The following is a 20,741-nucleotide window of genomic DNA, read 5'->3' as shown; positions in this document are numbered from 1 at the left end:
TAAGGCAATGATTCTATAGTGCAGTCAATCTATATTGATCAAAGGAACTGACCAAAACATGAGCGAACATGACAAGCAAACCGCATCCACTTCACAACAATCAACATCAGATAATCTAAATTCGCATGACAAAATTGAAGAGTTACATACCCTGACGAACCGTCTGGCGAATGAACTGGAGCGTTCACGAATTGCGCAATACACAGAATTGCTGAACAGGCCATGGAAATTGATTGGACTTAACCTGTTGTCTGGAGCCGCACGAGGTGTGGGGATTGCGATTGGGTTTACCTTTTTTGCAGCAACGATTATTTACGTTTTGCAGCTACTTGGGGCGCTCAATCTTCCCATTGTTGGAGATTACATCGCTGATATTGTGCGCATTGTCCAGCGCCAGCTTGATATGAACACATACTAAGCGATCAGCAGCGATTAAAGGTGAAGATATCAAAGTGCATTTAGTACATGTCATCCGTCTCCATATCCGGTTCTAACAGACCATCGCCTTCACGGTTCTCCAGGTACTGGCGATATTGTCGATTACGCACGATGGAGACGTCATGACCATAGATGTCCGTGGCAACAAAGCTTTCGTACGCTTCAACGCAGCCTTCCACTTCATCGGTGGCTTCAATCGCCATAACATCATAGCTGTCGATATCACGTCCTTCAGCCATGGCTGGTGAGTTCGATGTGCCCCAGCTTTCAACAATCTGCCAGGTGTCTTCACCATCGAAGCCATTTTGATCATCACGCTCGTCCAGACTGGTTCGACCAAATGCCGGGGCGAGGAATTCTTCCTCTACAGGACGGTTCTCAGAGACAACGGTTTCCGGTTGATGTTTTTTGCAGTATTTGGTGTAGGGAACAGCTTCCATGCGTTCATAAGGGATGGGTTGCTGGCAGACCGCACATGTACCGTAATGTCCTTCTTCGATGGAGTGCAGTGCAGAATCGATTCGTTCCAATTGGAATTCATCATGTTCAAGCAGGGAAATATCTTTCTCGCGTTCATACACCTCCGTGGCTAAGTCCCCAGGATGGTTATCAATCGGTGATAGTTCACCTGTCTGTAGTTTAAGGGAGTCTCCAAGGCCATAATGTTCGTTTTCCGACAGTCTATGTTCAATATCACGCTTATCGGACATCAGTTGGGAACGTAAAAATTGCAGTTGTTCGTTAGTAAAATGTGACATGATTTTCCCCTTTCTGCGTTCATGCTGGAATCCGGATTTTGACTCTAATGTAGGATGTGCCATTGAGGGCAAGATTACAGAAGGGAAATGTTATCGTTTTTGCCATCAACATTGCGATGTAGGCGTCGTGGACGATTTCCAAACAGCTGTGCTACAATAAACAAGTCTGGCGTAAGCCTGGTATCGTTTGGAAAAGACAAGAACGGAGTGACAAACAAACGTGGTGTATTATATCCTCGCTTTTATCGTATTTTTATTGGATCAGGGAACCAAGTATCTGATTGCAACCCGGATGGAACTCAGAGAAGAAATTCCGGTCATCGGCAATTTCTTTGTCATCACATCACATCGTAACTCAGGAGCAGCATTTGGCATTTTGCAAGACCAGCGTTGGTTCTTTATCGTGGTTACGTTGATTGTGGTCGTTGCCTTGATTTGGTATTTGCAAAAGGTAAAAGATACCCCGCACAAATTGCTGCCTGTGGCGCTTAGTTTGGTGCTTGGTGGAGCAATTGGCAACTTCCTTGACCGGGCATTAACCGGAGAAGTTGTAGATTTTGTACAACTTAATTTCGGAAGTTACACGTTCCCCATTTTCAACATCGCTGATTCAGCAATCTGCATCGGTGTAGCGTTGATCATTGTGGAGACGTTGCTTGAAGGACGGCGCGAAAAAGCAGCCGCGAAGATTGAAGGGAATGAACATCATGAGTAATCCGAATAAGGAACAGATTAACGACGAAGAACTAATGAATGGCAATGAACGTATGGAATGGACCGTTGCCGCTGAACATAAAAAAGAACGAATTGACAAATATATTACGGAAGCTGTGGATAACGTATCTCGCTCCCAGGTTCAATTGTGGATCGGAGACGGGATGGTTACGGTAAATGGTGCTGTTGTCAAAGCCAATGCCAAGTTATCCGAAGGTGATCTTGTTGAACTACAGATTCCTGAACCGGCTGCCGTTGAGATCGTTGCCGAAGATATTCCGCTGGAAGTGGTATATGAAGACAGCGACCTGATCGTGATTAACAAACAGCGTGGTCTTGTGGTGCATCCGGCACCAGGACATACGTCGGGTACGCTCGTTAATGCACTTATGCATCACTGCAAAGACCTCTCGGGTATTAATGGGGAGTTACGTCCTGGTATTGTGCATCGTATCGATAAGGATACATCCGGTCTGATCATGGCTGCCAAGAACGATCGTGCTCATGCATCACTGGCTGCTCAGTTGAAGGAACATACGGTGAACAGACGGTATATTGCGCTCGTTCATGGTCATCTTAATCATGATCAAGGCACCATTGATGCACCGATTGGACGCGATACCAATGACCGCAAAATGTATACGGTCACAGAACGTAACAGTAAACATGCCGTTACGCATTTTACCGTTACAGAGCGAATTAATGATTACACCTTGCTGGAATTGAAACTGGAGACAGGACGTACTCACCAGATTCGGGTTCACATGAAATTTATTGGTCACCCGCTTGTAGGAGATCCAACTTATGGACGGAATAAAGGCATCAAAATGCAAGGACAGGCTCTTCATGCGGCTATTCTTGGATTTGTGCATCCAACAACGGGAGAATACCTTGAATTTTCAGCTCCGATTCCGCAAGATATGGAAGACGTGCTTGCCTCGCTGCGCAGTCGTTAACAGTTCCAAGAAAGTACAAATGTTCGGATACTTTGTCCATGGCTTTGATCACGCAAATGCTTCATATTAAAGTGTAGAAATTTGCGTCAAATGAGGAGATGAACAACGTTATGAGTATCGATAAATATCAAGAAACTTACATTCAGACTAATTTTGCCGACCGTATCGGTGGCTCCAACTATGGTAAAGACACGAACATTTATAAATTCGAGAAAATCAAACGTGCCAAAGCTTCGGCCAAAAAAGATTTTCCCGATGTGGAACTGATCGACCTTGGTGTAGGTGAACCGGACGAAATGGCGGATGCAGGCATTGTAGCTGCACTTGCAGAAGAAGCTTCCAGACCTGAGAACCGTGGTTATGCCGATAATGGTATTCCTGAATTCAAGGCTGCTGCTGCTTCTTACCTGAAAAACGTATTCAACGTAGAAGGTATCGATGCAGATACTGAGATCGTACACTCCATTGGTTCCAAACCGGCTTTGGCGATGATGCCTTCATGCTTCATCAATCCGGGTGATGTGACGATCATGACCGTTCCAGGTTACCCGGTTATGGGTACACATACGAAGTATCTGGGTGGAGAAGTGTTCAACATCCAGTTGACGAAAGAGAACAACTTCTTGCCTGATCTGACGGCTATCCCGGAAGACATCGCAAAACGTGCGAAGTTGCTCTACCTGAACTATCCGAACAACCCAACAGGCGCAAGCGCGACGGTGGAGTTCTTCACTGAAGTTGTGGAATGGGCTAAGAAATACAATGTTGTGGTTGTACATGATGCTCCATATGCAGCATTGACGTATGATGGCAAAAAACCGTTCAGCTTCCTGTCGGTACCTGGTGCGAAGGATGTTGGCGTAGAGCTGCACTCTCTATCCAAGTCCTACAACATGACGGGTTGGAGAATCGGATTTGTAGCGGGTAACCCGCTTGTAGTCAAAGCATTCAGTGACGTGAAGGACAACAATGACTCCGGTCAGTTCATCGCGATTCAAAAGGCTGCTGCTTACGGATTGAATCACCCTGAAATTACGGAAAAAATTGCAGAGAAATATTCCCGTCGTCACGACATGCTCGTTGCCGCATTGAACGAACTGGGCTTCCAGGCTGAAAAACCTAAAGGTTCCTTCTTCCTGTATGTTGAAGCACCAAAAGGTGTGGTTGGTGGACGTCGTTTCGAATCTGGCGAAGATTTCTCCCAATTCCTGATCCGTGAGAAATTGATCTCATCCGTACCTTGGGATGATGCTGGTAACTTTGTTCGTTTCTCCGTAACCTTTGAAGCGAAGGGTGAAGAGGAAGAGAAACGTGTTATTGCTGAGATCAAACGTCGTCTGAGCGACGTGCAATTCGAATTTTAATTGTTGTACACATAGATTAAACTTGTACTAACGAAGAGACCGGAAACGGTCTCTTTTTTTATGCCCATATTAGATTTTTTTCATTTACTCCCTTTACAAAATTATACAAGCAACATATGATTAGATCTTTACGTTATTTGTTATATACAGAAGTTGTTTTTGAAGGGAGTTATTACAATTGTTATCATCACGAACAAGTACGGTGTCCTCACCGGCTACAGGAACAGGCAGTACAGTGTCAGGATTAATCAGATTGTTAAGACCCAAACAGTGGACCAAAAATCTGCTGTTATTTGCTGCGTTACTATTCTCTTTTGAGGAGATTCGGACGGAAACCATTCTTGCGACGTTGCTTGGTTTTATTCTATTTAGCCTTGTTGCAGGCTGTGTTTATATTTTGAATGACTTTGTAGACCGGGACAGGGATCGACAGCATCCGGTGAAAAAGTATCGTCCTATGGCTTCTGGGCAGGTGAATCCGAGTCATGCGTTGTTGTTTGGCATTATTCTATTAATCCTTTCCGTAGGAACGGCCTTCATGATGAACCCTCTATTTGGGGTGTTATGTATCGTCTATTTCTTATTAAATGTCTCGTATTCATTTGTGCTGAAACATCTCGTTATCCTGGATATGATGACCATTGCAGCCGGCTTTGTACTTCGTGCTATTGCAGGTGGTGTGCTGATCCATGTGCCGTTCACACCGTGGTTTTTGATCTGTACAATGCTGTTGTCGTTATTTCTGGCCATTGGCAAACGCAGAAATGAACTTACGTTGCTTGAGGGAAATACAGGCTCACACCGTAAGGTTTTGGATAACTACTCCATTACATTATTGGATCAATTCAATACGATTGTGACGACAGCTACGATTATCAGTTATTCCCTGTTCACATTCACTTCAGATCGTACCATCCATCTCATGTGGACGATTCCATTGGTTATTTACGGCATGTTCCGTTATCTGTATCTGATCCATATGAAGAACCAGGGAGGTTCGCCCGATCGGGTGCTGTTTGAGGACAAGCCCATATTAATTACGGTTATGTTGTATGTGATAAGTGTTGTTACAATCTTTGCAATCTTTGAATAAAGGCTGAGGGGGATCAGGGTGAAGAGCACGAAAGTCGCCATTTTTGATATTGATAAAACGATCATACGCAGTGATTCCATGTTTCAATTTGTGCATTACGGTGTTTGCCGTTACCCGTGGCAGGTATGGAGATTACCTGTCATCGCATTACATACCGTGTTATTCAAGGCAGGCTTCATGACGGTTGAACAAGTCAAACGATCCTACTTTCAAGAAATTGAGCGTATGTCTGAAAAAGATCTCGAACATTTCTTTGATACTCGTTTGCGTACGTCCATTTTTGCCGAGGCCAGTGTAGAGATGCAACACCGCAAAGAAGCAGGTTATCATGTCTTGCTGGTAACTGCATCTCCGCATGCCTATATGAAATACTTTAATAATTTTCCCTGGGTGGATCATGTAATTGGAACTGAACTTGTCCGTCATGAGAATGGTTACACATGCAGAGTTGATGGCAGCAATTGCAAAGGGGAAGAGAAGGTACGCCGAATTCAGGCTTATCTGAGTGAGAAGAATATGGTCATTGATTATGAACAGTCATGTTCCTACTCGGACTCCTTATCCGACCTTCCAGTCATGCAGCTTGTAAGTCAACGATACTTTATTAACAAGCGTGTTCCGGACATGGAGGCATTAACGTGGGGGAAATAAAATCGCGTCATACCGGTAAATGGTTGATGCTCGTTTCCGCTTTTCTGACAGCAACGGGTCAATTGTTCTGGAAATGGGGACTAACCGAGTGGATCTACCTTGGTGTTGGTTTTTTGTGTTATGGACTTGGAGCGATTTTGATGATTAAAGCTTTTGCTCTGGAAAAACTCTCTGTTGCTTATCCGTTGATGTGTGCCAGTTACGTGTTTGCCTTAATCTATGGATATTTTTTGCTTGGGGAAGAAATTACGGTGCAGAAGCTGGCGGCAGTTGTGTTGCTTGGAATCGGGGTGACATTAACCAGTGTTGATCGATAGCTGGATGGTTGCCGTATTAATTGTCATGACGTTGTGTGGTGCACTGGGCGGAGCCGGACTGAAAGCTTATGCATCTAGTCGCAATCGTCTGCATGTACTCATGGGACTTGGATTCTACGGAACGGGTGCGTTACTGAATATTGTATTGCTGAAGTTTCTTCCCTTGACCGTCGTCCTGCCTGCGAACGCGTTAACGTATGTCTGGACCCTTATCATTGCGATGTTGGTATTCAAAGAGACGGTGGGCCCTTTACGTTGGATCGGTGTGGCATGTATTATGGGTGGCCTAGTGTTACTGGTGTTCTAATTTAAACTAAAGATTATTTACACGAGCACTATAAAATTTATTGGATGTGAAATGAAAGCATGAAATTTTTGGACTACTTATTTTATAATCGCAGAACCAACTGGACAGCCTTTTACCTGTTTGCAGGATTTGCTTTGTTCTATGGTTTAATGAACGGCTCGTATATTCTGTACATTGAAAATAATGCAGAGATGCTTGGGAAGTATACCCCATTTAATACAACGCTGTTTCCAATCAATTTATTCAACTTTGATCCTTCCATGTATTATGGGGACAACAGTTCTTCTGTTATCCATCCGCTGATCTCCTTTCTCGCAGTAACCCTTGCGGCTGTAGCGAAGTTGCTGGGAGGCAACTGGTTCTTCTTGGTCCTGCAATCACTGGTGAATGCGGGTTCGGTGGTGCTGGCGTATCTGTTCCTGAGTCAAAAAGAAGACAAGCCGACCATCACACCGCTGTTGTTCGCTTTGTTGTTTGGTTTAAGTTCCTACCTGATGTATACCGCGTTGATCCCGGATTCGTATCCTTATGTACAGTTCGTTATTCTGCTCTCAGTGGTTTACATGCAGTATACTCGTGAGCGTCAGGACGTACGTTATGTACCTAATGCATTGATTGCGTCCATTAACTTCGGACTAACCTCGACCAACATCGTACCGTTTGCTGCTGCCACATTCTTTAATATGCATGCATGGCGCAATAAGGCAAATTTGAAAAAATACATTGGCATCATGGCCCTAGCGGTTCTGATGATTATCGTATTAACAGGCGTTCAATATGTTGCATTTGGAGGTCGCAGCTGGGTTAGTAACTGGCTATTGGGCATTCAAAATGGTGGAACCAGCTATGCAACACCATTCCAGTTCGCTGTTCACTGGAAAGCATTAACCATGTTAACCATCAATCCGATGCTGACACCGAAGATGCATTTACTGGACCCGGGCATGGCAGCCTTTGTTACGGATCTATCCCGTTCCAATCCAATCTATGTGCAGATTACAGGTATCTTTATTTTACTTTTGGCACTCATGGGCTTCATTAAGGGCATTCGTGAACGTGAAGTATGGACCCTTGTGCCATATATTCTATTTGCCTTTTTGCTTCATGTAGTCGTGGGCTTTGGATTGGCTGTATTTCAATATGATATGTACCTGTATGCGGGGCACTATCTGTTTGCGTTCTTCCTGTTGGGTGGAGGTTTTGTCATCAGCCTTCGTCCGGGATTGGGGAAAAAAGTGGTTATAGGCTTGATCATGTTATGTGTTATCGTTACGGCAAGTAACAACATCTATCGCCATGTAGAAACATTAACAACAATCAAACAATCCTATAATCAGTTGGAACAGGAACGCTCAGTGAATTAATCAAGATGTATCGATTCATATAATGAAATAAGATAAGGCCATTGGATGGGAAGTCCAATGGTCTTATCTTATTTAGTGTCCAGTAAATGAGTTAAGCAATAATTTTGGTCTTCTTGGCATTCTCGGCTGAACGTTTGGTGAGACTGCTGAGTGGACGTTTCAAAGCGAGAGCAACAATGAGACTCAGCGCGATGAACATACACAACCACAGAATATCCTTGATGGCAGTAGACCACAATATACCGCCGACCGACTCACGCAGCAGACTGATTGCATACGTGAAGGGCATGAATGGATTCAATGCCTGGAAAAAGGGTGATGTCATGCTGATTGGGAACGTACCGCCGGAGCTGGAGAACTGGAACACCATGAAGATGATGGCGATCCCTTTTCCGATATTCCCAAAAACGGACAGCAGGGTGTACGTTATGGTGACAAATACGGCACTCACCAGCATGGCAAAAAGGACAAACCACAGTTTATCTGCGACATAGGTACCAAGGATTAAGATATCTCCCAAGGTGACGCATATCGCCTGAAGTAATCCAATGGTCAGAAAAGTAGCGAGACGTCCAAGATATAACTCGTATCCTCGGAACTTGCCCTCTGGATTCTCAGCTTCGGCACGAAGCAGAGAAATCAGCAGTGTTGAGCCAACCCACAAGGACAGCACGCCATAAAATGGTGACATGGCCGATCCATAATTCGGAATCGGGTAAAGCTGTTGTTCCTTGATTTTAACCGGGCTTGCAAGGAAAGCACTCTCTTCTTCGATATCGCCGCGCAGAAGCTTGGCAAGCTCGGCAAACTGGTTATTACCTTCGACTTCCCTAAGTTTGTCTGCAGCCTTGCTGATGGCACTTTCCAATGCTGGCAGATCATCACGTACAAGCGTGGCAACACGATGTACTCCTTTTTCGACCTCCGGAAGCTGGTTCTGAACAAAATCGGATGCCTTGCCTATCTGTTTCTCGGCATTAGGCAGATCATTACGAACAAAATCAGCCGCTTCGTTCAGTTTGGTTCCCAGCTTGGGCAGATCATTTCGAATTAATGAAGACACGGTGTTCAAAGCTTGGATAAAACCTTCACTTTTGTTCGCGAGTGTCTCTGATATCTCATGGATCTTAGATTGTATTTGAGGCAGGTCGCTCTGGATTTTTGTCAACTCGGTCTGCCCAAACGTAATTCCTTCTTTGGCAGATGCAAGAATGTCCGCAATATCCGGAATTCGATCTTTTGCTCCTTGTAGTGTACTTGCTGAAGTGGAGAGCATGGATCTTAATTTATCCGCTCCGGCCGATAGAGCCGGCGATATATCACTTTCGTAAGTGTTCAAGAAATTGCCAATGCCGCTGCTAATGTCCTTGGAGAGCGTATTTAACTGAGCGATGACATCTGCGGGCAGTGTTGTATTACGACGCATGGCATCACTGATGATCCCAGCCAGACGGATTTGCAACTGAAGTTTATCTGAAACGGAGTTCAGCTGCTTAATTTTATCAGCAAGTGGATGGCTTGGAAGCAAGTTGTCTATTTTACCCAAGAGTTCTGCCATACTGTCGACGAGTTTTACCGCAATCCCCAAACGTGTAGCAATCCGGTTGAGGTCTTCTGCTGTGGGCAAGTTATCAAGATCCGAATTTTGCAATTGTGCAAATACGTCTCCAGCAGCGTTAGTAATCTGCTGCACAAGCAGCAGATTTTGGCGGATCGTTGGGCCAATAGCCTGAAACGCTTCTTCACTAGAATTTACAAATTGATTCAAGCCTTGGGCCAGCTCAATCCCGTTGCCAGCGATTTGTGATACTTTGTCCAAATCTTGTTCTGCGGCCGTGACGATAGACAGAGCTTTGTTGGTTTTATCCAGGGCTGTTTGGATGACACCGGATACCTGACCAAAGTTTTCATCGACTTCTCGAATGTGTTCTACTGCTTTTTGTATATCCGGTATCCGCCCTTGAATAGCTAGCACTTCGGAAGCCGCATCATTAATTTGTGGCCAATACTCCTGCACCTTGAGCACATACTGTGCCGCTTCATTGATTTCAGGCAGTTTTTTTTCGATTTCAACGATCTTTTGAGCATCTTTTACAATCTCAGGCATGGCTTTTTCCACTTCCAGTACCTTATGACCAGCAGCTTGAATGGCCGGGAGATTTTTCTCCAGTGTGAAAATGCCATTCTCCATCTTGCGCAAAGTTGGAAGCTGGGCGTTAATTTCAACCCCGGCTTCCTTCAACTTGGTTAGAACGGCCTCACTGACGGCTTCAGTGAAGTTTTCATTGATTTGTGTTGTTATGGCAGATACACCAGAGCCTGTGATTTTAGGGGCAATGGCATTTACCTTCTCATTAACGGTATAGATCACCTCTGGGCGCTCCAGCTTTCCGTCAACGATACTTGAAATTTTGGATGAAAAGTCTCCCGGAATGAGCAGGCTTGCATAATAATCCCCTGTTTGTACACCCCGACTAGCCTCGGTCCGATCTACAAAAGTCCAGCCCAGCTTTTCATTGTGTTTGAGGCTGGATACCAGTTCGTCTCCGATATTAACATTGGTTCCTTCAACAGTTGCACCCTTGTCCTCGGTTGTCACTGCAATTTTGATCCCCTGGGTGTTACTGTACGGGTCCCAGACGGACTTCACGTTGACCCAGTCATACACCCCGGGCAGTAAAATAATAGCCACAATTAAAAATATACCTGTGGGAATCTTCAGAATATGTAACCAGTCTGTTTTGTAAACGTGCCAAATGTGACGCATGATTTCCTCCTAAATGTACATAAATGTAGGGCGTATCTGATTTCTATGACGCATATTTGTGAATCTTATGTATATCGGCATTATTGCAGCATCTATGAATGGGTTCATGTTTATAAACTGTACCCATTTCAATTGGACCTAATGCAGAACTTTCATATATTGCGTAAATGAAACTCACCGTTTCTTCTAAAAAGAAGTGTTTTGTCTCTACATAAGCATCTTCAAAGGTTTATTTTGGTTATATCAAATTTCTCATTTGCCTATGGATAAATATGCAGAAATGTTGTATAATTATGAGTAACCAATGAGATGTATTGTGCATGGATGTTTTTCAGCCTAACTGCTGATTCTAAGAAGAACGTAGCAGAGGGTTTTCACCTGCGATGGTGAGGTGTTGACAGGGGGTTGTCTTTCTGTCATAATTCATGAAGACAAACGGACATATTGAATACAGAACCCTGTGAGGTCCTGCAATATGAACCACATGAATAGCACCTTTAAATCAGTCCCGTGAGACTGGCAAGGTAACGTGAACGATACATCGTTTTTTTGCTGCGGCAAATGAAGCGATGCATCCCCGAGAGTAAACTTTCTTCAGAGCGGTCTGAAGTTCGGAGACTCCTTGCCAATAAACACGGCAAGGAGTCTTTTTTTTTCTCCTCGTCACGGGGCCATGATGCTGAAGGGAAATCCTGAGGAGGCTGAACGCATGAGCACAGAGACACATGTCATTATGGATGAGACGGCGATCCGCCGCGCATTAACACGGATTGCCCATGAGATATTGGAGAAAAACAAAGGAATAGACGATTGTGTGCTGGTCGGTATCCGTACACGCGGGGTTTACCTCGCAGAACGGATTGCCGCAAAGATTGAAGAAATCGAAGGCGCCAAAGTCCCCTGGGGAGAACTGGATGTGACTCCTTACCGCGATGACCGCTTGGACGAAAATAAAGCGAATCGCAAGGAAATGTTGATTATGACACCTGAATCACTTTCGATCCATAACAAAAAAGTGATTTTGTTCGATGATGTGCTCTATACCGGACGGACGATTCGCGCAGCGATGGATGCCCTGATGGACTGTGGAAGACCACAGAACATTCAGCTGGCTGTACTCGCAGACCGCGGACACCGGGAACTTCCAATTCGACCTGATTTTATCGGCAAGAATGTGCCGACTTCCAAATCAGAGGAGATCGAAGTTGCACTCATGGAAACGGACGGACAGGATGAAGTCAAAATCACTCAGAACCGGGGGGAGCAAGCATGATGATTACGCAGACAGCATTGAGAGACCGGAGCTTGCTTGGACTGAAGGAACTTAGTCAAGGAGAAATCGAATCCATTCTGAACAGAGCGGCTCATTGGGAAGCGCAGAAAGAGAAACTGGTTCCTGTACTGGAATCACGCTTCGTTGCAAACATGTTCTTCGAGAACAGCACACGTACCCGTTTCTCCTTCGAAATGGCAGAGAAACGCCTGGGCGCACAAGTGCTGAACTTTACGGCAGCCGCATCCAGTGTGGAAAAAGGAGAGTCCATCTACGATACGGTACGAACACTTGAGTCGATGGGCATTGATGCAGGCGTGATCCGGTTGAAACCGGCAGGCGTTCTGCAACAACTGGCTCAGAAAGTGAGTGTCCCGCTCGTAAACGCCGGAGACGGCAACAATGAGCATCCCACACAGGCGTTGCTGGACCTCTACACGATGCGGAAAGCATTTGGCGAACTGAAAGGTTTGCGTGTTTCCATCATTGGCGACATCCTGCATAGCCGTGTAGCTCGCTCCAACCTATGGGCACTGCAAAAGTTTGGTGCAGATGTACGCTTCTGTGCACCGCAAACGATGCAGGCACCGGAACTCGCAGAGCATGCTCCTTATGTCGGTCTTGAAGAAGCGCTGGATGCAGATGTAGTCATGATGCTCCGTGTTCAACTGGAACGTCATCAACATGGCTTAATTACTTCAGCTGAGGATTATCGCGAACACTACGGATTGACGGAAGAACGGGCATCACGCCTAAAACCAAGCACCATTATCATGCACCCTGCTCCAGTGAATCGCAACGTCGAGGTAGATGACGCGGTTGTGGAAAGTGAAGCATCACGGATCTTCCCGCAGATGGCAAACGGTGTTCCAATCCGCATGGCGGTTATGGAACGTGCGATGAAACTGTAACAGGGTCTGGCTGTGGGTCATAGGCTGACGGTACGGTAGTTCTTATAGAGCAATAAGAGAGTACACGATAAAGAAAATCATCCGGCTTGCCTGGTAAGCCGGACAGAACCGAAGCGGAGGGCAATTATGCTACAGATTATAAAAAACGCGAACGTCTTGAACCAAAAAGGGGAACTTGAACGGAAAACCATCATTATAGATGAAGGTAAAATTAAAAAGATCGCTGGTCTGGAAGACCAAGCCGTTCTGGATGCCGAAAAGTCAGCGCAAAGTGTGACAGACGCATCAGGCAAACTGGTCATTCCGGGATTGATCGATATGCACGTGCATCTGCGTGAACCTGGATTCGAACACAAAGAGACAATCGAGACAGGTGCCCGTTCAGCAGCACAAGGTGGTTTTACGACAATCGCTTGCATGCCAAACACGAGACCAGTTACAGATACAGCGGAAGTTGTGAAACTGGTATTGGATAAAGCCAAAGAAGCTGATCTTGTTAAAGTGTTGCCTTATGCAGCCATTACAAAAAACGAACTGGGTCGTGAACTTACCGATTTTGCCGCATTAAAAGAAGCAGGCGCTATTGGATTCACAGATGACGGTGTAGGCGTACAAAACGCTCAAATGATGAAAGATGCCATGAGCCTCGCAGCAAGCATGGATATGCCAGTGATCGCTCACTGTGAAGATGACTCACTGGTTGTAGGTGGATATGTGACGGAAGGCGAGTTTTCGAAACGTCATGGCATCAAAGGCATTCCTAATGAATCCGAGGCTATCCACGTAGGCCGTGATATTCTGCTCGCAGAAGCAACGGGAGTTCATTACCACGTCTGCCACGTAAGTACAGAGCAATCGGTTCGCCTGATTCGTCTGGCGAAGTCCATCGGCATTAAAGTAACTGCTGAGGTATGTCCACACCATCTGGTGTTGTCGGATGAAGATATCCCGGGCATGGATGCCAACTGGAAAATGAACCCGCCGCTACGCTCACCACGCGATGTGCAGGCGTGTATCGAAGGTTTGCTGGACGGCACGCTGGATATGATCGTAACTGATCACGCGCCACACAGTGAAGAAGAGAAAGCCAAAGGCATGGAGCTGGCACCTTTCGGAATCGTAGGATTCGAAACAGCCTTCCCGCTGCTATACACCAAGTTTGTGGAAACAGGACTGTGGAGCTTGGACTTCCTGGTGAAACGCATGACAGCTGATCCGGCACGTGTATTCCGACTGGATACTGGCAAGCTTGAAGAGGGAGCACCAGCGGATATCACGATGATTGACCTGAACGAGGAAAAAGCAGTTGATCCTGCAACGTTTGCAACCAAAGGAAGAAACACACCATTCACAGGCTGGAAGCTGAAAGGCTGGGCCGTACAAACTTGGGTGGATGGCAAAAGCGTGTGGCATAACACGGTACAACAGTAAAACGGTAATTTAGTAAATTAATAAATTAGTAACTCTATATTTTTAACTCTTTAAATCAGTAACAGTAATTCTTAACTTTTAAAAACAACAAATCTTTTTAACTCTAACTCTAAAACTTAATCTACAACTTTTACACCAGTAACATCTTTTCAACTAACTCGAGGCAAATCATGCCGAGAGTCTGACATACGAAACAAGCAAAGTTGAATGTCATGATTTTGAACTTGGACACTAACGTAACTGCGGAGTGGGCAGAAAGAACCCGAAGAAGCAAAGCGTTCGCCTTTATCGCCGGATTACATCATTTGAAAAATGATAAAAAGTAATCCGGGGATAACAGCGATCAAAGGGTTTTCTGCCCACGGAGCCGCACAATCGTAACGTCCCCCATGTTCAACCCAAATGCCATTCAACGTTGATAAACACAGAGGAGTGAAATGGGATGCAGGCACAGGCAAGATTATTGTTGGAAGACGGCACACTGTTCACCGGGAAAGCATTTGGTGCTGAAGGTGAAACTACAGGTGAGGTCGTTTTTAATACGGGAATTACAGGCTATCAAGAGGTGCTTTCGGATCCTTCCTATTGCGGTCAAATCGTAACCATGACGTATCCGCTGATCGGAAACTACGGTATTACGCGTGATGACTTTGAGTCGATTCGTCCATACGTGCACGGTTTCGTTGTGCGTCGTCATGAGCCAACGCCAAGCAACTGGCGTGCGGAATACAGCGTAGACAATCTGCTCAAAGAATACGGCATCGTAGGAATCAGCGAAATTGATACACGCATGTTGACTCGCCGGATTCGTCACCACGGCACAATGAAGGGAATTCTCACAACAGGATCGAAGCCTGTGGAAGAACTGCTGGAGATGATGGGAGACACAACCATCGCCGAGCTGCGTAACCAGGTGCCAATGACTTCTACGGAGCATGTCTACAACAGCCCGGGAACGGCTGAGCGTATTGTGCTTGTGGATTACGGTGCTAAAACAGGAATCCTGCGCGAACTCAGTAAACGTAACTGTGACGTTGTTGTTGTTCCACACGATGTAACAGCAGACGAGATTCGTCGCCTGAACCCGGACGGCATTCAACTGTCCAACGGCCCTGGGGACCCGAAAGACGTACCTCACGCAGTTAAGATGATCAGTGAACTGCTTGGCGAATACCCGATCTTCGGTATCTGCCTGGGTCACCAGTTGTTCGCACTTGCGGCAGGAGCAGACACCGAAAAACTTAAGTTCGGACATCGCGGAGGAAACCACCCGGTGAAAGAACTGGAGAGCGGACGTTGCTTCATCACATCCCAGAACCATGGATTTACCGTAAACGAAGAGTCTGTGAAGAGTACAGACCTGGAAGTTACACATATCAACAATAACGATAAGACCATTGAAGGTCTGAAACATAAATCCTTCCCGGCATTCTCGGTTCAATATCACCCTGAAGCAGCCCCGGGTCCTTACGACAACAGCTATCTGTTCGACCGCTTCATCGAGATGATTCGCGAGCACAAGATCACTAACCCGCAAAAGCCGCGTCAAGCCGTATTGGCAGCCGCAGTGAAAGGAGCACAATAACATGCCGATTAACAAAGATCTCAAAAAAATCCTGGTGATTGGTTCCGGTCCAATCGTCATCGGTCAAGCGGCCGAGTTTGACTATGCCGGTACACAAGCTTGCCAGGCTCTGAAAGAAGAAGGCGTGGAAGTTGTACTTATCAACAGCAACCCGGCGACCATTATGACGGATACAAACATGGCTGACAAAGTCTACATTGAGCCAATTACACTGGATTTTGTAACCCAAATCATTCGTCAGGAGCGTCCAGACGGCTTGCTGCCAACACTGGGTGGTCAGACAGGTCTGAACATGGCGGTAGAACTGGCACGTGCAGGCGTGCTGGAACGTGAAAATGTGAAATTGCTCGGAACACAACTGACTTCCATCGAGAAAGCGGAAGATCGTGATCTGTTCCGTGACTTGATGCGTGAACTGGAACAGCCTGTACCTGAGAGTGTGATCGTAACGACACTTGAAGAATCACTTGAATTTGCAAATGAGATTGGTTATCCAATCATCGTGCGTCCAGCCTATACGCTGGGCGGAACAGGCGGCGGAATCTGTGCGAACGAAGAAGAGCTGCGCGAGACGGTGGTAGCGGGAATTCGTTACAGCCCGATTGGGCAATGTCTGGTCGAGAAGAGCATTGCAGGCATGAAAGAAGTCGAGTATGAGGTTATGCGGGACAAAAACGATAACTGTATCGTTGTCTGCAACATGGAAAACTTCGACCCGGTAGGGGTTCATACAGGCGACAGTATCGTTGTAGCACCAAGCCAAACTCTGTCGGACCGTGAATATCAAATGCTGCGTTCAGCTTCCCTGAAAATCATCCGTGCCCTGAACATCGAGGGTGGATGTAACGTACAGTTTGCACTGGACCCACACAGCTTCCAATACTATGTTATCGAAGTAAATCCACGGGTAAGCCGTTCATCAGCTCTGGCTTCCAAAGCAACGGGTTATCCGATTGCCAAAATGGCTGCCAAAATCGCGATGGGTTACACGTTGGATGAAATCGTGAACCCGGTAACAGGCCAAACGTACGCTTGTTTCGAGCCTACGCTGGATTATATCGTGAGCAAAATCCCACGCTGGCCGTTCGACAAGTTCATCTCGGCGAACCGTAAACTGGGAACTCAGATGAAAGCAACAGGCGAAGTAATGGCTATTGGCCGGACATTCGAAGAGTCGATTCACAAAGCAGTTCGTTCCCTGGAAATTGGCGTACATCGCCTCTACCTGAAGGATGCCGAAACGCTGGACGAAGCTACCCTGAACGAGCGTCTGATCAAAGCAGATGATGAGCGTATCTTCCTGATTGCCGAAGCATTCCGCAGAGGTTATACGTTGCAACAGCTACAGGATCTGACCAAGATTGACTGGTGGTTCCTGGACAAAATCGAAGGTCTGATCGCATTCGAAGATCGCATTCGCGAAGAATCCGAGTTGTCTTCTGACATTCTGTATCAAGCGAAACGCCTTGGATTCACAGACCGTGCCATTGCTGAACTGCGTGCGCAAGGTCAACCTGGAGGCACATTAACAACTGAAGCGGAAGTTAGAACTCGTCGGGAGGCAGAGAACCTGCGCCCAGTGTACAAAATGGTAGATACATGTGCAGCTGAGTTCGAAGCAACAACGCCATATTACTACTCAACTTACGAGACAGAGAATGAAGTGATCCCTTCAGACAAACAAAAAGTTGTGGTGCTGGGTTCAGGACCAATCCGAATCGGTCAAGGGATCGAGTTCGACTACTCTACTGTTCACGCAGTATGGGCATTGCAAAAAGCAGGATATGAAGCAGTCATTATCAACAATAACCCGGAGACGGTGTCTACGGACTTTAATACATCAGATCGCCTGTACTTTGAACCGCTCTTCTTCGAAGATGTCATGAACGTAATTGAACAGGAGAAACCAGTAGGGGTTATCGTACAGTTCGGTGGTCAAACGGCCATCAACCTGGCAGCACCACTGCGTAATGCAGGTGTAACCATTCTCGGAACGGATCTGGAAAGCATCGATGAGGCGGAGGACCGCAAGAAGTTCGAACGTCTGCTCTCCCGTCTGGAGATTGCACAGCCAAAAGGTAAAACAGTCATTTCCGTTGATGATGCGGTAGAAACAGCTCAAAGTCTGGGCTACCCGGTACTGGTTCGTCCTTCCTATGTACTCGGCGGTCGTGCGATGGAGATTGTATACTCCGATGCTGAATTGCTGACATACATGGAACAGGCGGTTAAAATCAATCCGGAGCATCCGGTCCTGATCGACCGTTACATGATGGGTAAAGAAGTTGAGGTTGACGCCATCTGTGATGGTGAAACGGTATTGATTCCGGGAATCATGGAACATATCGAGCGTGCAGGGGTTCACTCTGGTGACTCCATCGCGGTATATCCTCCTCAACATCTGTCCCAGGATTTGAAAGAGAAAATTGTAGAGATTACAATCAAAATTGCGAAAGAACTGAAAACGGTAGGTTTGGTCAACATCCAGTTTGTTATCCATGATGGCCAAGTGTACATTATCGAGGTGAACCCGCGTTCATCCCGTACCGTACCATTCCTGAGCAAAGTAACCAACATTCCGATGGCAAACTTGGCAACACAAGCCATTCTGGGTGTGAAACTAAAAGATCTTGGTTATGTTGATGGGCTGTGGCCTGAATCGGATCATGTATCTGTTAAAGTTCCGGTCTTCTCCTTCGCGAAGCTGCGTCGTGTAGAACCAACCCTCGGACCTGAGATGAAGTCTACAGGTGAGGTTATGGGTCGTGACCCGAATTACGCTAAAGCATTGTTCAAAGGTCTTATCGGCGCAGGAATGAAAATTCCGGCAACCGGAGCAATTGTTGTGACTGTAGCAGACAAAGACAAAGACGAAGCGGTTCCTTTGCTCGAAGGTTTCTACAGACTGGGTTACAAAATCATGGCTACCGGCGGAACAGCAGCTGCGCTTGAAGCTGCGAACATTCCGGTAACGACTGTGAACAAATTAAGTGAAGGTTCGCCGAACATTCTGGATATGATCCGTAGCGGCGAAGCAAACTTTGTCTTCAACACACTCACCAAAGGCAAAACACCGCAGCGTGATGGATTCCGTATCCGTCGTGAAGCGGTAGAGAACGGCATTGTATGTATGACTTCATTGGATACGATTCGTGCGCTGCTGATCATGCTGCAAACAATCAACTTCTCTTCGGAAGCAATGCCTGTCTTTGTAAAATAATAACTCTCTGATGAAGGACATCAGTCAGCCTGCGGGCTGGCGGGATGTCCTTTATATCGGGCAAAAACGGAAAAAATGAGCAAGTGGAGGGGAGCGCTGGTGATGAATCAAGCGAGTTTCAATGAAATGGCTGGCCGTCTGATGGTGGCACTGGATTATCCTGGAGCAGAAGAAGCGAAAGCATTGGTACAAGCACTTGAAGGTATTCCCTGTTATCTGAAGGTGGGCATGCAGCTGTTCTACGCAGCAGGACCGGACTTTATTCGGGAGCTGAAGTCCAAAGGATACTCCGTTTTTCTGGATGTGAAAATGCATGACATTCCCAACACCGTTCGTGGCGGTGCTGAAAGTATCACACGTCTGGGTGTAGACATGTTCAATGTACATGCAGCAGGTGGAGCCCTCATGATGCGTGCTGCACGTGAAGGTGCTGAGGCAGCTATAGCTGCTGATCCTTCCCTTAGCAAGCCCGAGATCATTGCAGTCACCCAACTGACCAGTACAAGTCTGGAAACGATGAATAACGAGATTGGCATTCCGGGAAGTGTAGAAGCTGCTGTGGTTCGTTATGCAGGACTGGCCCAAGAGGGCGGACTGGATGGGGTTGTTGCTTCTCCACTTGAAGTGCCCGCAATTCGGGCAGCGTGTGGCAGTACTTTTCACACCGTTACTCCAGGAATCCGTCCAGCGGGTAGTGGTCTGGGAGATCAGACACGCGTCTTGACCCCAGGTGAAGCCATCGCCAGAGGCAGTCATTACATTGTTGTAGGCAGACCCATTACAGGCGCTCCCAATCCGCGAGAAGCGGTAGAAACCATTTTGAAGGAGATGTTGAACGCATGATCGAACTGAATGAGATTCCGAATCATATTGCTTCCCAACTGTTGAAAATCAAAGCCGTGGCATTGCGTCCGCAGCAGCCATTTACATGGACATCCGGCATCAAATCACCAATATACTGTGATAACCGCTTAACGATGTCCTATCCGGAGATTCGCAACGATATCGCTGAAGCATTTGCAACAATCATTCGGAACCAGTACCCGGATGCAGAAGTCATCGCAGGTACAGCAACCGCAGGTATTCCGCATGCTGCCTGGGTGGCTCAGAAGCTGGATCTGCCGATGGCCTACATTCGTGATAAAGCGAAAGGACACGGCAAGGAGAACCTGATCGAAGGTCTGATTACCGAAGGACAGAAAGTGGTTGTCATCGAAGATCTGATCTCTACAGGTGGAAGCTCGATCAAAGCAGCCGAAGCCGTACGTGTAGCAGGCGCAACACCCCTCGCCGTACTTGCCATTTTCAGCTACCAGCTGGATAAAGGTGTTAAAGCATTTGAAGATGCTGGAATTCCACTTCAGACGTTGTCCAATTACACGGCTCTGATGGATGTGGCTTTGGCTCAGGGAACGATTCAGGAGAGTGACTTTGAATTGCTCAAATCCTGGCGTGAAGATCCTTCTTCATTTGGTAAATAATATCATTGATACCTCGAAAAAATGTTCATGAATGAACGGTATCAAAATTGTAATGATTGCCGTCATAGCGGCAAAACCATCGAATACGCAAGAGGCATCCCATACATTGGG

Annotated in this window: 18 protein-coding genes; 16 read left to right on the top strand and 2 right to left on the bottom strand. The window is 46.4% G+C overall.

Annotated features, from left to right (window positions below; translation table 11 throughout):
* Nucleotides 1-58: 58 nt before the first annotated feature.
* Nucleotides 59-418, top strand: a complete 360-nt coding sequence (locus V6669_RS21110; RefSeq protein ID WP_017687319.1) for a DUF5665 domain-containing protein — start codon at nucleotides 59-61, stop codon at nucleotides 416-418.
* A gap of 40 nt (nucleotides 419-458) precedes the next feature.
* On the opposite strand, the gene V6669_RS21105 is transcribed toward V6669_RS21110, so the two are convergent.
* The gene (locus tag V6669_RS21105; protein ID WP_338587951.1) at nucleotides 459-1,196 is read right to left on the bottom strand and encodes a TraR/DksA C4-type zinc finger protein; all 738 of its coding nucleotides are present in this window, start codon (nucleotides 1,194-1,196) and stop codon (nucleotides 459-461) included.
* A gap of 220 nt (nucleotides 1,197-1,416) precedes the next feature.
* Between V6669_RS21105 and lspA the strand changes: the two genes are divergently transcribed.
* From lspA to V6669_RS21065, 8 genes are all read left to right on the top strand, one after another.
* Nucleotides 1,417-1,911: a signal peptidase II gene (lspA, locus tag V6669_RS21100; protein WP_091028497.1), complete on the top strand. Its 495-nt coding sequence runs from the start codon at nucleotides 1,417-1,419 to the stop codon at nucleotides 1,909-1,911.
* Nucleotides 1,895-2,866, top strand: a complete 972-nt coding sequence (locus V6669_RS21095) for an RluA family pseudouridine synthase (protein WP_047843741.1) — start codon at nucleotides 1,895-1,897, stop codon at nucleotides 2,864-2,866. The genes lspA and V6669_RS21095 overlap by 17 nt, the downstream gene beginning before the upstream one ends.
* A gap of 110 nt (nucleotides 2,867-2,976) precedes the next feature.
* Nucleotides 2,977-4,230, top strand: coding sequence for an LL-diaminopimelate aminotransferase (locus V6669_RS21090; protein WP_036674844.1), 1,254 nt, complete (start codon nucleotides 2,977-2,979; stop codon nucleotides 4,228-4,230).
* A 202-nt stretch (nucleotides 4,231-4,432) separates the two neighbouring features.
* Nucleotides 4,433-5,323 (top strand): decaprenyl-phosphate phosphoribosyltransferase, encoded by an 891-nt coding sequence (locus tag V6669_RS21085; protein WP_074096975.1) that lies wholly within the window; start codon nucleotides 4,433-4,435, stop codon nucleotides 5,321-5,323.
* An 18-nt stretch (nucleotides 5,324-5,341) separates the two neighbouring features.
* Nucleotides 5,342-5,974, top strand: a complete 633-nt coding sequence (locus V6669_RS21080; protein ID WP_338587950.1) for an HAD-IB family hydrolase — start codon at nucleotides 5,342-5,344, stop codon at nucleotides 5,972-5,974.
* Nucleotides 5,962-6,291 carry an EamA family transporter gene (locus V6669_RS21075; protein ID WP_017687326.1) on the top strand — a complete coding sequence of 110 codons (330 nt, stop codon included), beginning with the start codon at nucleotides 5,962-5,964 and terminating at the stop codon, nucleotides 6,289-6,291. Before V6669_RS21080 ends, V6669_RS21075 begins: the two co-directional genes overlap by 13 nt.
* The gene (locus V6669_RS21070; RefSeq protein WP_338587949.1) at nucleotides 6,278-6,598 is read left to right on the top strand and encodes an EamA family transporter; all 321 of its coding nucleotides are present in this window, start codon (nucleotides 6,278-6,280) and stop codon (nucleotides 6,596-6,598) included. The genes V6669_RS21075 and V6669_RS21070 overlap by 14 nt, the downstream gene beginning before the upstream one ends.
* A 59-nt stretch (nucleotides 6,599-6,657) precedes the next feature.
* Complete coding sequence (locus tag V6669_RS21065) at nucleotides 6,658-7,962, top strand: DUF6080 domain-containing protein (RefSeq protein WP_338587948.1); 1,305 nt, start codon at nucleotides 6,658-6,660, stop codon at nucleotides 7,960-7,962.
* 91 nt (nucleotides 7,963-8,053) lie between these two features.
* Here V6669_RS21065 and V6669_RS21060 read toward each other — a convergent pair whose 3' ends face one another.
* Nucleotides 8,054-10,729 (bottom strand): YhgE/Pip domain-containing protein, encoded by a 2,676-nt coding sequence (locus tag V6669_RS21060; RefSeq protein WP_338587947.1) that lies wholly within the window; start codon nucleotides 10,727-10,729, stop codon nucleotides 8,054-8,056.
* Between the two features lie 709 nt (nucleotides 10,730-11,438).
* Between V6669_RS21060 and pyrR the strand changes: the two genes are divergently transcribed.
* From pyrR to pyrE, 7 genes are all read left to right on the top strand, one after another.
* Entirely contained in the window at nucleotides 11,439-12,002 is a 564-nt protein-coding gene (gene pyrR, locus V6669_RS21055; RefSeq protein ID WP_017687330.1) for a bifunctional pyr operon transcriptional regulator/uracil phosphoribosyltransferase PyrR, read from the top strand.
* Entirely contained in the window at nucleotides 11,999-12,913 is a 915-nt protein-coding gene (locus V6669_RS21050; RefSeq protein ID WP_338587946.1) for an aspartate carbamoyltransferase catalytic subunit, read from the top strand. The genes pyrR and V6669_RS21050 overlap by 4 nt, the downstream gene beginning before the upstream one ends.
* A gap of 126 nt (nucleotides 12,914-13,039) precedes the next feature.
* The gene (locus V6669_RS21045; protein WP_074095838.1) at nucleotides 13,040-14,344 is read left to right on the top strand and encodes a dihydroorotase; all 1,305 of its coding nucleotides are present in this window, start codon (nucleotides 13,040-13,042) and stop codon (nucleotides 14,342-14,344) included.
* A 442-nt stretch (nucleotides 14,345-14,786) separates the two neighbouring features.
* Nucleotides 14,787-15,929, top strand: coding sequence for a glutamine-hydrolyzing carbamoyl-phosphate synthase small subunit (gene carA / locus V6669_RS21040; RefSeq protein ID WP_062835434.1), 1,143 nt, complete (start codon nucleotides 14,787-14,789; stop codon nucleotides 15,927-15,929).
* A gap of 1 nt (nucleotide 15,930) precedes the next feature.
* Nucleotides 15,931-19,149 carry a carbamoyl-phosphate synthase large subunit gene (gene carB, locus V6669_RS21035; protein WP_124116035.1) on the top strand — a complete coding sequence of 1,073 codons (3,219 nt, stop codon included), beginning with the start codon at nucleotides 15,931-15,933 and terminating at the stop codon, nucleotides 19,147-19,149.
* Nucleotides 19,150-19,251: 102 nt separating this feature from the next.
* A complete protein-coding gene (pyrF, locus tag V6669_RS21030; RefSeq protein WP_338587944.1) occupies nucleotides 19,252-19,992 on the top strand; it encodes an orotidine-5'-phosphate decarboxylase in 741 nt (246 codons plus the stop codon).
* Nucleotides 19,989-20,630, top strand: coding sequence for an orotate phosphoribosyltransferase (gene pyrE / locus V6669_RS21025; protein ID WP_036614805.1), 642 nt, complete (start codon nucleotides 19,989-19,991; stop codon nucleotides 20,628-20,630). The genes pyrF and pyrE overlap by 4 nt, the downstream gene beginning before the upstream one ends.
* The last annotated feature ends 111 nt before the right edge of the window (nucleotides 20,631-20,741 follow it).

The organism is Paenibacillus sp. Y5S-9 (genome assembly GCF_036894235.1).
Classification (GTDB): domain Bacteria; phylum Bacillota; class Bacilli; order Paenibacillales; family Paenibacillaceae; genus Paenibacillus.
This window is presented reverse-complemented; position numbering and strand designations above follow the sequence as displayed.

Excerpts from the sequence above, each read along its gene's own strand:
- V6669_RS21045 (WP_074095838.1), top strand. The coding sequence starts at position 13,040 with ATGCTACAGATTATAAAAAACGCGAACGTCTTGAACCAAAAAGGGGAA.
- V6669_RS21060 (WP_338587947.1), bottom strand. The coding sequence starts at position 10,729 with ATGCGTCACATTTGGCACGTTTACAAAACAGACTGGTTACATATTCTG.
- pyrF (WP_338587944.1), top strand. The coding sequence starts at position 19,252 with ATGAATCAAGCGAGTTTCAATGAAATGGCTGGCCGTCTGATGGTGGCA.
- carB (WP_124116035.1), top strand. The coding sequence starts at position 15,931 with ATGCCGATTAACAAAGATCTCAAAAAAATCCTGGTGATTGGTTCCGGT.
- V6669_RS21105 (WP_338587951.1), bottom strand. The coding sequence starts at position 1,196 with ATGTCACATTTTACTAACGAACAACTGCAATTTTTACGTTCCCAACTG.
- V6669_RS21110 (WP_017687319.1), top strand. The coding sequence starts at position 59 with ATGAGCGAACATGACAAGCAAACCGCATCCACTTCACAACAATCAACA.
- pyrR (WP_017687330.1), top strand. The coding sequence starts at position 11,439 with ATGAGCACAGAGACACATGTCATTATGGATGAGACGGCGATCCGCCGC.
- V6669_RS21050 (WP_338587946.1), top strand. The coding sequence starts at position 11,999 with ATGATGATTACGCAGACAGCATTGAGAGACCGGAGCTTGCTTGGACTG.
- V6669_RS21065 (WP_338587948.1), top strand. The coding sequence starts at position 6,658 with ATGAAATTTTTGGACTACTTATTTTATAATCGCAGAACCAACTGGACA.
- carA (WP_062835434.1), top strand. The coding sequence starts at position 14,787 with ATGCAGGCACAGGCAAGATTATTGTTGGAAGACGGCACACTGTTCACC.
- V6669_RS21095 (WP_047843741.1), top strand. The coding sequence starts at position 1,895 with ATGAACATCATGAGTAATCCGAATAAGGAACAGATTAACGACGAAGAA.
- pyrE (WP_036614805.1), top strand. The coding sequence starts at position 19,989 with ATGATCGAACTGAATGAGATTCCGAATCATATTGCTTCCCAACTGTTG.
- V6669_RS21090 (WP_036674844.1), top strand. The coding sequence starts at position 2,977 with ATGAGTATCGATAAATATCAAGAAACTTACATTCAGACTAATTTTGCC.